At 39.1% G+C, this 13411-nt stretch carries 15 protein-coding genes; 3 read left to right on the top strand and 12 right to left on the bottom strand.

Going from position 1 to position 13411, the window contains the following annotated elements; all coding sequences use genetic code 11:
• Window positions 1-139 (top strand): IS3 family transposase (locus ACLCDL_RS12465; RefSeq protein WP_423148812.1); only part of this gene is annotated, 139 nt, incomplete at its 5' end.
• Window positions 140-207: 68 nt separating this feature from the next.
• Here ACLCDL_RS12465 and ffh read toward each other — a convergent pair.
• From ffh to ACLCDL_RS12505, 8 genes are all read right to left on the bottom strand, one after another.
• Window positions 208-1551, bottom strand: a complete 1344-nt coding sequence (gene ffh, locus ACLCDL_RS12470) for a signal recognition particle protein (protein WP_423148639.1) — start codon at window positions 1549-1551, stop codon at window positions 208-210.
• A 77-nt stretch (window positions 1552-1628) separates the two neighbouring features.
• Window positions 1629-2624, bottom strand: a complete 996-nt coding sequence (locus tag ACLCDL_RS12475) for a DUF3078 domain-containing protein (protein ID WP_423148640.1) — start codon at window positions 2622-2624, stop codon at window positions 1629-1631.
• A gap of 65 nt (window positions 2625-2689) precedes the next feature.
• Window positions 2690-3013, bottom strand: a complete 324-nt coding sequence (locus tag ACLCDL_RS12480; RefSeq protein ID WP_423148641.1) for a hypothetical protein — start codon at window positions 3011-3013, stop codon at window positions 2690-2692.
• Window positions 3010-3753 (bottom strand): carboxypeptidase-like regulatory domain-containing protein, encoded by a 744-nt coding sequence (locus tag ACLCDL_RS12485; RefSeq protein ID WP_423148642.1) that lies wholly within the window; start codon window positions 3751-3753, stop codon window positions 3010-3012. Before ACLCDL_RS12485 ends, ACLCDL_RS12480 begins: the two co-directional genes overlap by 4 nt.
• A gap of 59 nt (window positions 3754-3812) precedes the next feature.
• Window positions 3813-4628, bottom strand: a complete 816-nt coding sequence (locus tag ACLCDL_RS12490; RefSeq protein WP_423148643.1) for a glucosaminidase domain-containing protein — start codon at window positions 4626-4628, stop codon at window positions 3813-3815.
• A gap of 8 nt (window positions 4629-4636) precedes the next feature.
• Window positions 4637-5308 (bottom strand): glucosaminidase domain and LysM peptidoglycan-binding domain-containing protein, encoded by a 672-nt coding sequence (locus ACLCDL_RS12495; protein WP_423148644.1) that lies wholly within the window; start codon window positions 5306-5308, stop codon window positions 4637-4639.
• Window position 5309: 1 nt separating this feature from the next.
• Window positions 5310-5945 carry an O-methyltransferase gene (locus ACLCDL_RS12500; protein WP_423148645.1) on the bottom strand — a complete coding sequence of 212 codons (636 nt, stop codon included), beginning with the start codon at window positions 5943-5945 and terminating at the stop codon, window positions 5310-5312.
• Between the two features lie 115 nt (window positions 5946-6060).
• The gene (locus ACLCDL_RS12505; RefSeq protein ID WP_423148646.1) at window positions 6061-7194 is read right to left on the bottom strand and encodes an acyltransferase family protein; all 1134 of its coding nucleotides are present in this window, start codon (window positions 7192-7194) and stop codon (window positions 6061-6063) included.
• Between the two features lie 221 nt (window positions 7195-7415).
• On the opposite strand from ACLCDL_RS12505, the gene ACLCDL_RS12510 reads away from it, so the two are divergent.
• Window positions 7416-8561, top strand: coding sequence for an acyloxyacyl hydrolase (locus tag ACLCDL_RS12510; RefSeq protein WP_423148648.1), 1146 nt, complete (start codon window positions 7416-7418; stop codon window positions 8559-8561).
• Window positions 8562-8571: 10 nt separating this feature from the next.
• Here ACLCDL_RS12510 and ACLCDL_RS12515 read toward each other — a convergent pair whose 3' ends face one another.
• The 3 genes from ACLCDL_RS12515 to ACLCDL_RS12525 all read right to left on the bottom strand — a co-directional run bounded on the left by ACLCDL_RS12515 (window position 8572) and on the right by ACLCDL_RS12525 (window position 11985).
• Window positions 8572-9678, bottom strand: coding sequence for a glycoside hydrolase family 18 protein (locus ACLCDL_RS12515; protein WP_423148649.1), 1107 nt, complete (start codon window positions 9676-9678; stop codon window positions 8572-8574).
• 68 nt (window positions 9679-9746) lie between these two features.
• Window positions 9747-10694, bottom strand: coding sequence for a YihY/virulence factor BrkB family protein (locus ACLCDL_RS12520; RefSeq protein WP_423148650.1), 948 nt, complete (start codon window positions 10692-10694; stop codon window positions 9747-9749).
• Window positions 10695-10770: 76 nt separating this feature from the next.
• Window positions 10771-11985 (bottom strand): PQQ-dependent sugar dehydrogenase, encoded by a 1215-nt coding sequence (locus tag ACLCDL_RS12525; RefSeq protein WP_423148651.1) that lies wholly within the window; start codon window positions 11983-11985, stop codon window positions 10771-10773.
• Window positions 11986-12162: 177 nt separating this feature from the next.
• Here ACLCDL_RS12525 and ACLCDL_RS12530 point away from each other — a divergent pair, with 177 nt between their 5' ends.
• Window positions 12163-12366, top strand: a complete 204-nt coding sequence (locus ACLCDL_RS12530; RefSeq protein ID WP_423148652.1) for a hypothetical protein — start codon at window positions 12163-12165, stop codon at window positions 12364-12366.
• A 56-nt stretch (window positions 12367-12422) separates the two neighbouring features.
• Here ACLCDL_RS12530 and ACLCDL_RS12535 read toward each other — a convergent pair whose 3' ends face one another.
• Entirely contained in the window at window positions 12423-13400 is a 978-nt protein-coding gene (locus tag ACLCDL_RS12535) for a DUF2382 domain-containing protein (protein WP_423148653.1), read from the bottom strand.
• Window positions 13401-13411: the final 11 nt, after the last annotated feature.

Here is a 13411-nt window from a genome sequence, read left to right on the forward strand (position 1 = left end):
CGAATACGGATCGACAGATCAGTTGAAAAAGGATATAAAAGACTATATCTGTTACTACAATAAAAAGCGAATAAAACTGAATTTAAATGGAATGAGCCCAATGGAATATCGAGCTCATTATTACAAATCTAATAACTAAATTCGTCCAAACTTTTGGGGGCAGTCCAGTAATGGGCAGGATTTTGTTTTTTTTAAAGAAGCGGATTTCTACCTTTTTCCGAAAGGCATTTTCGGCATTCCACGCATCATTTTTGCCGCGGCCGCCGGATTGCTGAATTGTTTCATCACCTTGCGCATATCATCAAACTGTTTAATCAGTTTATTTACTTCCTGAATATTAGTTCCGGAGCCTATGGCAATCCGGTTTCTCCTGCTTGGATTTATAGCATCCGGATTTTCTCTTTCGTAAGGCGTCATAGAGCGGATAATAGCTTCTATCGGCTTAAAAGCATTATCATCAATGTCAATATCTTTTATTGCTTTACCAACTCCCGGTATCATTCCCATCAGATCTTTCATATTACCCATCTTTTTAATCTGCTGGATCTGTCCAAGAAAATCATTAAAGTCGAACTTATTCTTTCTTATTTTTTTCTGAAGTTCTGCTGCCTCTTTTTCATCAAACTGCTGTTGCGCACGTTCAACCAAAGAAACCACATCACCCATTCCAAGTATCCGGGAAGCCATCCTGTCGGGATAGAAAACATCCAGCGCTTCCATCTTTTCGCCCGTACCTATAAATTTAATGGGTTTGTTAACTACCGATTTAATTGACAAGGCGGCCCCTCCCCGGGTATCGCCGTCAAGCTTGGTTAAAACCACACCGGTAAAGTCAAGGCGGTCATTGAAAGCCTTAGCTGTGTTAACGGCGTCCTGGCCGGTCATTGCATCAACAACAAAAAGGATTTCGTTCGGATTAGTGCTTGCCTTTACCGCTGCAATCTCGTTCATCATCTCCTCATCCACAGCCAAACGGCCGGCAGTATCAACAATTACAATATTATTTCCGTTCCTTTTTGCTTCTGCAATACCTTCTTTCGCAATGCCAATCGGATCATTGGAAGCTCTGTTTGCGTAAACCGGAACTTCGATCTGCTGTCCTAAAACTTCCAGCTGGTCAATCGCCGCGGGGCGATAAACGTCGCCAGCAACCAGCAATGGTTTCTTGCCTTTTTTAGTCTTTAAAAAGTTAGCAAGCTTACCCGAAAAGGTGGTTTTACCGGCACCATTCAATCCTGCAATAAGAATTACTGTAGGATTTGCAGTAAGTTCAAGTTCTGTAGCAGAGCCTCCCATCAGAGCCGTAAGCTCATCGTTCATTATTTTGGTAAGAAGCTGGCCTGGTGAAATAGAAGTTAATACGTTTTGCCCAAGGGCTTTTTCCTTTACCTCGTCTGTAAAAGATTTTGCAGTTTTATAATTTACGTCCGCATCAAGAAGAGCCTTCCGGATCTCCTTCATAGTTTCGGCTACGTTTATTTCTGTTATACTTCCCTGCCCTTTAAGAACTTTAAAGGCACGGTCTAATTTATCCTGTAAATTTTCGAACATCGTAATAATCAGCTTAAATAGCCAGCAAATTTAAGATTTAATGACGAAATAAACGGATATATGTTTTACTGAAGTGGTTAATTCGGCGGGAATTTATATGCAAGCCCTAAAGACAACGCCTGGCTTGCCTGTATCTTTGTACTTGCATCATCATCGTACACAGCAATGGCATTAATACCTACATTTACAAACCGGGTAATATTGGCTGTAAGCAGAAAGTCAAGGCGGTGGTCTATATTTCCCAGTTTTTCGTAATTGGCAAACAGAGAGTACCTTGACTTAAGGTTAATGTTGCTTGCAATATTTTTATCAATACTTGCAACTACTTGCAAAGCCAGCTCGTTTCTGAAAGACTTTCCCGGTTCAACCCCGTAATTTTTAGGATTGGTAAGATAGAGATCATTATCAAGCACAAAAGTTTGACGGGCAGTTCCTGTACCCAACCGAAGCCAGAAATATTTGGATGGCTTGTACTCAAATCCTAAAGATTCTGTAAGATATCCCGGTGACATGAATCCTGAAATTAAAGTCCTCGTCTCATTTCCCACACTGTCTTTTCCGAAGTTATATCCTCTGTCAAACTGCGATTCGAAGCTAACGGAGCCGAAAAAGTTCCAGTTTTTAGATACCTTGAGTGCAAGTTTATTATCCCAGAAAATCCGGTCGTTGGTTTTACGCTCCAGCTGGTCACGGTTTTTTAGTTTACCGTATTGCAATACCACTTCTGATACGTAATTGCGATCTTCTTTGGTGTAATCTACCTTGTAATTGAAATTAGTTCCGAGGGCAATGGAATTTACTCCACCTCCGCTCCAGTTATTACTAAATGCTGCCTGGTTTAAGTTTATACCAAAAGCAATCCAGTTCTTCCAGTAATTTACTTTAATGTCCAGTTCTTTCTCCGGAATTTGTACCGGCACAATCTGTAAAACAGGCTGCCTTACCGGAAGTGCATTCTTTTTTGGATATTGCCGCAAATTACTCAGATCAACAGAATCTTGCTGAGCCTTCTCCTGGGCATAACAAAAAGAAACAGCAGTTAAAGAAATGATAAGCAGCGTTTTCCAAAACATCGCAGCAAAGAAACTGAAAATAGCTGTTTTTTAAAAGGCAATTTCGTCTAAAACGTAAAAATGTATCAGAAATAATGCAGCCAGGCCCATAATTTCCGGCTTTTTATATACCGTAATTTTTTCTCTTCGGCATAGGCTTCTTTCTCAAAAACTATATTCATGTACGCTTTAAAATGATTCTTAAAACGAAGCAGGTTGACTATATAATTTAATAGATACAGCAGGTAAAAAGGAATAATCAACAATTCGAGTTGCTGAATTAAATGAATTTTTTCGTGGTTGATAAAAACAGGATCAAGCTTATATTTCTTTTCTTTCAGCAAAATGAACGGAAACAAAGCCATGCCAGGAACCGGTAAGTGCTTTACATGGAGCACAGGGAATTTCATGGAGCCTTCTTAAGGGATGGAAGCCGGTATGCTCCCGGATTAGCTACATATCTTTGATAACTCTCCTTTATAAATTTAATCAGCGCATAATCATTGGCTTCCAGTATAAAGTAATACGATGGCCGGTACTGCGACATAAAATCCTCCAGTTCTTTATCTTTTAAGCCCGTTGTATTGCTTACCAGTTTTTTTGTATAGCGGTAATCAATAAGTGCTTCCCGATAATCTCTTTCTATTATTTCCTGTAAAAAACGGGCATGTTTCCCTTCTTTACTCAATAAACTGAATAGTGCATCTATACTTAATCCGGCCCCTCCCGGACCAACTGATAACAGGTCTTTAGAATTTCCTTTACGGTAGATATCATTGTAAGCTGCCTGATTTTCTTCCAGCTTCTTTTGAGGAGACTTCAGGGAATCTCTTACTATTACTTCTTTTAGCCGAATGCTTGTGCGTTTTAAGTAAAAAAGAACCGTATTCTCTGTTTTTACCGTTGTTGTATCCACGGCATAACCTTCAAGAGCGGCAATAAGCGTATCGCCCTTCAGGGCTTTCATTGAAAACTCGCCCTTTAAGTTATTAAATACGCCCTTGTCTGTACGTGTGTTGTAAATAAAAACCCGTGTTATTCTTTGTTTGGTGTCTTTGTCGAAAACAATGCCCTGCACGGTAGTTTGCTGCGCTAAAAGATCAGCTGCGCAAATTAAAACAAAGCATAATACTAAAAGAAGTTTCTTCAAAACGGCTTAAAACTAACTAATCGGTTTTTATTAAAAACCAATTTAACAAACATTAACAATTATTTAGAAACAAGCAATAATTGTCCCAGTTTGATATCCGTATTTTGAATGCCGTTCAAAATCTTGATCTCTTCTACTGTTAAAGCAAATCTTTTGCTGATAGAATAGAGCGTATCGCCTTGTTTAACTTCGTATATTTTCATTGCAACAGGCGTTTTTTCCGGCTCCTGTGCTTTTGATACCGGAGGTTTAGAATTTATTTCGTCCATTACCCGATCTTCGCGTTTAGCTTTTGCTAAAACAGTTTCTTTCTTATCATACTGATCAAGGCCGTATCTCTCAATCAGGCCGATAAGAAGTTCAGGATATTTTGGATTTGTGGCATAACCCGCCTGTTTTAATCCGTAAGCCCATCCGCGATAATCATCTTTATCCATTTCGAATAAAAACGCGTAACGCTTGCGTTTAAGAAATTCAGAATGATCCCTGAAGGATTCTTCGGGATTGTTATAGACGCGGAAACATTCATCCAGCTGGTCGTCATCTCTCAAAATAGTTGGGCCTCTCCAGTCCGAATTACATTTTATACCGAAATGATTATTGGCTTCCCGTGCAAGTGTACTATTTCCGTTTGCAGATTCAAGTAATCCCTGGGCCAGCGTAATACTTGCAGGAATCCCATACAAGTTCATTTCTTCCGCAGCAATACCTTTAAACCGATTAATATACTCTTCGGCAGAAGTGCGGTTAATAAGAACTGTTTCTCCAAAGACCTTTCGAACCCGCTGTGCCGGTTGGTTTGCTTTTAAAGTAGTTTTTCTGCTGCTGCAAGAAGTTAAAAGAGCTAAACCAATTAACAGAATAAATAGTCTCATCAAATAAATTATATTTTTAATCGCTGTCCGGGCTTCAACCTGCTCGTCTGCAAGCCATTGTTTTTTTGAATGCTTGCTACCGTAGTTTTAAACCTTTTTGCTATTGTTGACAGCGTATCGCCCGCCTTTACTTCGTACACAATTATTTTAGGTGCAGGTGTGTTTATCTTTACTTCCGTAGTTTGTACTGCCGGAACTTCATCGGCAGGTTTATCATACTGATACAATTTATATTTTTTTATAATTGCAACAACCTGGCTGGCCCAGGTACCGCTTCTTGCATAGCCTGCTTTTTGAATCCCGTAAACCCATTTTTTATAATGGGAGGCTCCTAACTTTTCAAACAGCGGATCTAAAGTGCTTCGCCTTTTCATAAAGCTTACAAAATCTTCATACGAATCGTCTACGCTTTCGTATCCCTTATAGGCCGATTTTATTTTTGTACTTGAGTTAGCTCCTTTAATTCCGAAGTGATTGTTAAGATTGCGGGCAATTTTACTGTTGCCGCTGGCAGATTCATGAATGGCAATCCCTAAAATTATACTGGCAGGAATTCCATGCTCGTCCATTAAACGTATGGCTGCATCTTTGTATGATTCTACATATTTGCTTGCAGCCGACTGCCCGAAGGTAATGCCTGATGTAAACACCAGGAATACTGTGATCAATCGTTTTAACATACTATTGAATTTTACGAATTATAAAAAGACCATCCCGTACAGGTAAAATCAATTTCTCTGCACGTTTATCGTCCGTTACTTTTTTGTTGAAATTGTTGATGGCAGCAGTATCAGAATCATTTTCAGAAACCACCTTACCCTTCCATAACACATTATCAACTATTATAAGCCCTCCAATACGCAGTTTTTCAAAAGTAAGGTCATAATACGAAGAATTATTCTTTTTATCAGCATCGATAAAAACAAGATCAAATGTTTCTTCGAGTGCAGGGATAATAGTTAATGCATTCCCGATATGATACCTGATTTTTGAATTCAAACCCGACTGATTAAAATATTCTTTAACCCGATCCTCAAGTTCTTCATTAATATCAATGGTATGAATTATGCCATCGGAAGATAGACCTTCGGCTAATGAAAGTGTTGCGTAACCGGTAAAAGTTCCAACTTCAAGTATCCGCCTTGGCTGGATAATTTTAGATAAGAAACTTAGAAGACGGCCCTGAAAATGTCCTGACAGCATACGTGCCATGGGGACTTTCAGGTTCGTTTCCCGGTTAATGTGCTGGAGTAATTCCGGCTCCGGATCGCAATGTTGTTCCAGATAATTCCGGATAGCATCGTTCAGGAGTTCCATCCTGCAAAGATATATATTTTTGTTTTTACAAATTAAGCATGTCTCTTCCTGTTGATCATGAGCAGGTTAACGTTTTATTTCACACAATTTGTCTCAACAGTACTATGATTAAAATTTAAACCCGAACATAAATTTTCTTCCTGTCTAAAATCCAGCCGATGCTCCAGCACAATAACATATAAAAAAGTGCAAAAAGTAAAGAGCCGAGCGGGCCGGGGGCAATAGTTTGAAAAACATTGATCCCTAACCATTTAAACAAGCCGGTGTGAGGTGCTACTGTTATCATGTAGGCAACTACTACCAGTATTTCTGATAATAAGTAAATGAACAGCGGATTTTTACCAAAAACTACGAAGAAGCGGGACCAGTTTGCCGGATTCCAGAATTTTATTTCCAGCAAGTAAATTAATGCTGAAATTATAACCAGGTCTAAACCGGTGGTAAGTAAAACAAAAGAGCTGGACCATAATTTTTTATTGATCGGAAAAACGCTGTTCCAGCAGATGGCCAGAAAAATCAGCACAAAGCCAGCCAGCATTAATTTCGTTGTTGTTTCGTAGCCTTTTCCTTTTTCCTGAATAAACTTACCCGCATAATAACCGATTATCACATTTACTATAGCCGGCAGTGTGCTTAAGATTCCTTCGGGATCAAAAGCTACTCCTTCACCATGATATAAGTGGCTATCGCCTAATACAAATTTATCAAGATACGTTCCGGCATTGCCAAGCATACTTAACGGATCGACAGGATTTCCAAAAGCCAGCAGTATAACCCAATATCCTACCAATAGCAAGGCGCTTACCACGTATACTGTTTTTGTTGACAGGTAATGGATCATTAAGGAAGCAAAGCAATAGCACAATGCAATCCGCTGCAATACGCCCATTATACGTGTTTCACTAATCGGAGCAAGGGTAATATGTCCCTCATGTATTCTGAAAAACGGGAACCAGTATGAAAGATATCCTAATAAAAAGATCAGGATTGTTCTTTTAAATATTTTAGATAATACTGCTGCATCTCCAATTGCTTTATACTTTTTCATTGAAAAGCTCATTGCATTACCAACGGCAAACAGAAAGGATGGGAAAACAAGGTCTGTAGGTGTAAAACCATGCCAGGCAGCATGCTCTAAGGGAGCAAAAGGTACAGCGCCGGCACCGGGGGTATTAACAATAATCATGAAACAAATAGTCATGCCCCTGAATACATCCAGGGATAGGAAGCGAGCGTTTGAATTGTCCATTAAGATTTATCGGTTAGTTGTATGAAGGTAAAAAGTTTTCATTACATTTCATAAGCAGGCTAAGTCTATCCATAGAAAAAACATTATTTATTAACATAAGCTCACTAAAAGTTGGCAGATATTTTTAAAACCTATTTCTTTGCATTTTATTTATTCCTCTCTGTTTAATAGGGGATTACAAGAATTAACGCTATCAAATTACACTATTTCGTCAGTGCCGTATGAACAACGCCAGGGGAATTGAAATAAGCTTTATATTACTTTTTCTTTTAAGTTTTTATACTGTAAAAGCACAAAATGCTGCTGAAATTTCTTCTGATTCCCTGTTCAATAATTCAAATACCAGACATATAAGTTTTGGATTTGAAAGCGGCGGGGTAATGGCTACCACGGGAAAAGCTGAGAATCTGTTAAGGGAAATGAAATACTCTGCCATTGACCTGAGATTGGGCTGGCAGGGGAAACAGGATAACATTTATGCTTATCTGCATCATTACCCTGTTTTTGGTTTTGGCTTAACAAAAGCTGATTTTAATACCAGCGCTGTTGGACAGCCGCTTGCTTTTTATGGTTTTGCAAGTTTACCTGTTGGAGGACGGCATAAACGCTACGAAATTGATTTTACGCTGGCTTTGGGTTCGGCGGTTAATTTTAATCCTTTTAATAAAGACAATAATCCTTCTAACCTGCTCATCGGTTCCAGAATCACTCAATACTTTGGAATGGGGTTTAACATTGATTACCTGCTTAGTCCTAAATTTTCTATAGGTGTAGGGACTAACCTGAAACATTTTTCAAACGGATCGTACCAGAAGCCTAACCTTGGAATAAATTTAACTCCTATAAGCGTTACAGCAAAGTATTCTGTGAATAAAAGAATTCTTCCTCCCCGAATGGAAGTTCCCGTTTTTAAGCCTGTTCATTCCTTTGATATTTATACATCTGTGGGGGGCAAACAATTTGATATTGCAGGCGACCGGTATTTTAAAGGTGCAATCGGATTGTTTTACATGTATCAAACCCGCTATTCTACCCGGTGGGGAATCGGAACTGAATTATTTTATTCCGGAAGCGGGCCATCACTGGTATCCGGTGATGCTTCGCGTTTCAGTAAATCTACAAGTATTGCAATTGTTCCTGCTTTCGACTGGCTGCTCACTAAAAATTTATTTGTAGCCTTGGGTACAGGAATTTATTTAAAGAGAAATATTGAAAATGACGAACGGACCTTTTTCTACGAAAGCCTGAATCTGAGATACCGTTTTCTCGATCAATTTACCGTTGGAGTGGGTTTAAAAGCCCACGAAGGTGCAGCCGATTTTTTTGGCTACACTCTTGGCTACAGTTTAATAAAGAAGAGGGAGTAATTTTTCGACCTTATTTAGCTTCTTTTCCTGTTTCAATGATCGTATCCAGTAGGCCATCAGAAGGTGTATCAAGCCCTAATTCCCAGAACATAATACCGCCCAGGTTATTCTCCATCACATACTCTGTTTTCAAAGCAATAGAGCGTTTGTCATCAAAAGTTGCAAAAAGCTTTTTATCCCGATTATACATGTAGGGTGCTTTTGCGGTATCGTCCCAATGATATTCGAATCCATTTTTATCCGACAGATTCTCCGGGAATTTTTTGTAGTCGACGGAAGTTTTAAATTTTCCAGGCTGGTATAACCCATTATTTTCCGGCGGTACGTTTTCCCAGATCCGTGCGTAAAAAGCTGCCCCGATAATTATCTTACGCGGATCCACTCCTGCTTTATTAATTAAATATTTAACCGCATTATCTGTGGATTCAACTTGTTTAGGAGTAGAATACAGAGCCGTATGATGGCCTGTTTCCACAGCATATCCGTTTATGAGATCATAAGACATCAGGTTAACCAGATCAACAGAACGCATCACACTTTTCCAGTCCACAGATTCATCAAGGTATTTCTGAAAGCCTCCAGCAGCAAACGTTATAATGGCTTTTTTTCCTAAAGTTTCACGTAGCTGCTTTACCAATTCGGTAAAATTATTTTTGTCCTCAGGGGAATATTTATGTTCAGGAAAACCTTCAATGGCAGGATATTCCCAATCCAGATCTATGCCGTCTGCTTTAAAACCTGTCAGCACTTTTTTTACTGATTCTGCAAACTCCCTGCGTCCCTCTTTAGCCGAAAAAACATCCGAACAAGTTTTACAGCCACCCCATCCGCCGAGTGAAACTAATACCTTTAGTTGCGGGTTTACCTTTTTCATATCTACCATTTTTCTTATCATGGCAGAATCGGTTTTGTTACCTATGTTGAATTTATTATCCTTTAAATGGCCGAAGCAAAAGATAATATGGGAGATTTTTTTCGGATCGTATTTTTCAAGTTGCTCTGGCTTACCTGAAAAATAAGCTATTACATTGAACTTATTAACAGATTGCGCTTTGACAGCAGGTGAGCAAATAACAAGAATCAGAACGAATGAGAGGGCCTTAATTCGGTTTAACATAATGGTCTTTCAGAAAAAATTTTTATGCCTGAAAGGTAAGAATTAATTACTGAGTTAATAAGCCGGGCTTAATTTTTTTGTGGCGGAAGCACATCAACATCTTTTTCGATCTCTTTCTGTTCTAAGTGTACGGCGTAATCAGCAGGCTGAATTTCTTTCCCATACCTTTCGGAATATACCTGGGTAAATTCAGCCCCGAAGTAGAGGATAGCTGCAGTATAATATACCCATAACAAGATTACGATTAACGACCCGGCTGCTCCGTATGTGGACTCAGTACCACTTTTTTGAATGTACAGCCCGATTAGTAATCTTCCTATCATAAACAGAATAGCGGTAAAAATAGCGCCACCTCTTACATCTTTCCAGCCAATTTTAACATCCGGAAGGAATTTGAAAATAATAGCAAAAAGTGTTGTAATAACTATAAAGCTGATAACCAGGTTGGCTATGTTAATAAGGATGACGGTTACATCGGGTAAATACCTGGTCAGTATGTCGAACAGGGCGAGGATAGCTCCGTTAATAACCAGCGAAACAATTAAAAGAAAGCCTACCGCAATAATTAACGAGGAAGAAAGCAGGCGGTTTTTAAGAAACTGGAGCCAGCCCTTTTTAGGCTTTGGTTTTACACGCCAGATTATATTTAATGAATCCTGTATTTCTATAAAAACTCCTGTTGCTCCTATTACCAGCGTTACAATTCCAATTATCAAGGCTATATTGCTTTTACCGGATAAAGCCAGATTTTTAATAATTTCCTGAAGCTGCAGCGCTGCATTACTTCCTATCAGGTCTTTCATTTCAGTAAATACTCTGTTCTCAAAAGCATCCTGCTTTAAAAAAATACCAGCTAATGAAATTATTAATATGAGCAGAGGTGCAAGGGAGAATATAGTATAGTAAGCCAGTGAAGCACTGAACTTCATGGCCCGATCATTTGAAAAACCGGCAAACGTAGCTTTAAGAACGGCAAATGCTTCTTTCCAGAATTCTTTAGTGAATATTTTTTTCATAGCAGCTGAATAATCTTCAGCTTATAAAACTCCAATTGTATTACAAAGTTTAAACTTATTAAATCTTGTACGGCCTTTATTTAGATGTGAATTTATATATTTTACCATCGTTATATGAGCAAACGTATAACTCGTTATCCGCGTCTTCACCAAAAGAGGAGATGGCACCGTCGTGTTTAAGCAGGAATACATTTGTATATTTTCCGTTCTGGTTGCTCAAAGCCCAGATGTTACCCGTAACATAATCGCCATAAATATATTTCCCTTTTAAATCAGTTAACTTGTCTCCCCGATAAACGTAGCCACCCGTAACGGAATTTCCGGTTGATGGACCTTGTTTGTATGAATAAACAGGTAATATCAAATCTTTGGTATTGCAATCGGAGGATTTAAAACACTCATCTGCCTCCATAATATTCCATCCGTAATTACCGCCTTTTTTAATAATGTCAATTTCTTCGATTTTATTTTGGCCTACATCCCCCGCCCATAAATCTCCGGTTTCTTTATCAAAACTGAATCGCCATGGATTACGCATACCGTAAGCATAAATCTCTTCACGGAATCCCTCAGAATTACCTTTAAAAGGATTATCAGACGGAATTGCATACTTTAAACTGCCTTGAGTTCCGTTTACATCAATCCTTAAAATTTTCCCTAACAATGCCTTTTTATTCTGGCCGTTTCTGTGCGGATCTCCACCGCTTCCCCCATCGCCCGCAGCAATATACAAGTACCCGTCTTTACCGAAAGCTACTTTACCCCCATTGTGATTGCTGTAAGGTTGGTCGTAAGTAAGTAATATTTGCTCGGACGCAGGATCAGCCATATTTGGATTTGATACGGAAACCTTAAAACGTGAAATTACAGTGTGTAACTTTCGGTCGCCGCCTGCAGTGTAGTTAACATAGAAATACCCGTTATTTTTATAGTCGGGATGAAATGCCAGTCCCAACAGGCCCATTTCACCGCCTGAGGTTACTTTGGGCACAAAATTTAAAAAAACCTCGGCTTTTTTTACAGCCGGATCGTTATTAAAAGTATAAATAATACCTTCCTGGGCAATTACAAAATTGCGGTTTGTGCCATCAGCAGGACTAACAAATTCTACAGGCCGGTCGAACGTAAGATTTGGAAATGCCGGTTCCAACGCAAGAACAGGAGTACCGCCATTATTGTCAGCATCCGGATTTGAAACATCGTTTTTCGGCTTGTCCTTGTCGCGGCAAAATGTAAACGATAAAAATATAAGCAGCAAACCTGCAAACAAGAGTATGTTTGATCTTTTCATAAAGGCCTATTATAATCAGTTTTAAACTACTAATTAAACTGATATAAATCATGAAAGTTTTCAGATTAATCCAGATAGGCTTTCCCGCATTTTTTAAAATAACATCTGCATGAAACCCTGTGGCTAAAATCTCCGTAAAACCCTGTGAGTTTAGAATTTCTTTATTGCTTATTTTACATGAAAACAGAAAAGAATTTAAGAGAGACAAGCCATTATAATGTCTTCAGAATTGGGGCCGACACGGATATATTTAACGGCAGGATCCGGGTTGTTCAGGATCTTTTAGAAAAGCTGGAAGAAAAAGGCGACTATATAGCTTGTCAGGCAATTTTCGATTCTTTGGAAATTTATAACGCTGCAAATATCCGGGCAGAAAATTAAAATTGATACTGATAAAAAAATAGGCTGAATCCTGCAGGGTTCAGCCTATTTTTATTTTAAACCCGTCCTCTCCGGCTCAAATTATCATCATCATCCAGATCGTCATCATTATCAACAATTCTGTCATTTGTAATATTAAATCCGGTATCAAGGGCCGCGGTACGGTCTTCTGCGCTGGTATTAAAATTCTCCGGATCAGAGCTGTAAAACTGCTTATCGCTGTTATCGCTATGAGATCTTAATCTGTCGCTATCAGACGCATTCAAATTTTCTATATCCACATCTGTCCTGCGAACGGTATCTCTCACAGTTTCCTCTGTTTCCTCTACATCTTTTCCCAGTCTTACTTCTTCCACAATCCGCGATTCTTTACCTACTACAGGTACTTCTGCCTGCTCTCTCATTTCTATTGTTCCTTCTTTGAAATCAGACAAATCTGACTCTGATGCAGGCCGGTTAACAGGATTTCGTTCTACCGTTACATGTTCCTTGCGCAATCGAATACTTTCTTCTACAGGGCGTTCGATGATTTTACTCCGAATGCGTGCTCCTCCGGTTTCAACTACTTTTTTACCTACTGATAAATTCTCTTCAATAATCGGGATGGATCTATTGGTAGTTTCATCAGAGATACGGTCAGACATTGTGTTGTCAGACATTCCGGATGTGCTGCGGTATTCCCGGGCACGTTCATTCACATCAACCGCACCGTAATTGTCTAAAATTTCCGCGGCTCGTTCTGCTTCCTCTCTTGACTCGGTATGGACGGTTACAATGGAACCTCTTCTGCCCACTTCACTATAACTTTTAGCCTCTTCGTCGTCATCGCTACCAAATAAATTACTAAAAAAATGGCTGATACTATCTCCAAAGCTGTTATCGTCATTATCTGTGGCGCTTTCTGAATTTTCATCATCCTGCCTGTTAACGGAGATATCTATATTTTCTCTTGAAAAGCCATGATTTTCGAGATATTCTACTGCTTCCTGTGCGGGATTTGTGTAATCAAACACTCCAATTACTGTATGTGACATTTGTTCCTCCT

Origin of the sequence: Rubrilithobacter danxiaensis (assembly GCF_047272945.1) — a bacterium.
Taxonomy (GTDB): domain Bacteria; phylum Bacteroidota; class Bacteroidia; order Sphingobacteriales; family Sphingobacteriaceae; genus Rubrolithibacter; species Rubrolithibacter danxiaensis.

Coding starts and splice junctions, on each gene's coding strand:
- ffh (WP_423148639.1), bottom strand. CDS start 1,551: ATGTTCGAAAATTTACAGGATAAATTAGACCGTGCCTTTAAAGTTCTT.
- ACLCDL_RS12475 (WP_423148640.1), bottom strand. CDS start 2,624: ATGTTTTGGAAAACGCTGCTTATCATTTCTTTAACTGCTGTTTCTTTT.
- ACLCDL_RS12480 (WP_423148641.1), bottom strand. CDS start 3,013: ATGAAATTCCCTGTGCTCCATGTAAAGCACTTACCGGTTCCTGGCATG.
- ACLCDL_RS12490 (WP_423148643.1), bottom strand. CDS start 4,628: ATGAGACTATTTATTCTGTTAATTGGTTTAGCTCTTTTAACTTCTTGC.
- ACLCDL_RS12495 (WP_423148644.1), bottom strand. CDS start 5,308: ATGTTAAAACGATTGATCACAGTATTCCTGGTGTTTACATCAGGCATT.
- ACLCDL_RS12500 (WP_423148645.1), bottom strand. CDS start 5,945: ATGGAACTCCTGAACGATGCTATCCGGAATTATCTGGAACAACATTGC.
- ACLCDL_RS12505 (WP_423148646.1), bottom strand. CDS start 7,194: ATGGACAATTCAAACGCTCGCTTCCTATCCCTGGATGTATTCAGGGGC.
- ACLCDL_RS12510 (WP_423148648.1), top strand. CDS start 7,416: ATGAACAACGCCAGGGGAATTGAAATAAGCTTTATATTACTTTTTCTT.
- ACLCDL_RS12515 (WP_423148649.1), bottom strand. CDS start 9,678: ATGTTAAACCGAATTAAGGCCCTCTCATTCGTTCTGATTCTTGTTATT.
- ACLCDL_RS12520 (WP_423148650.1), bottom strand. CDS start 10,694: ATGAAAAAAATATTCACTAAAGAATTCTGGAAAGAAGCATTTGCCGTT.
- ACLCDL_RS12525 (WP_423148651.1), bottom strand. CDS start 11,985: ATGAAAAGATCAAACATACTCTTGTTTGCAGGTTTGCTGCTTATATTT.
- ACLCDL_RS12530 (WP_423148652.1), top strand. CDS start 12,163: ATGAAAACAGAAAAGAATTTAAGAGAGACAAGCCATTATAATGTCTTC.
- ACLCDL_RS12535 (WP_423148653.1), bottom strand. CDS start 13,400: ATGTCACATACAGTAATTGGAGTGTTTGATTACACAAATCCCGCACAG.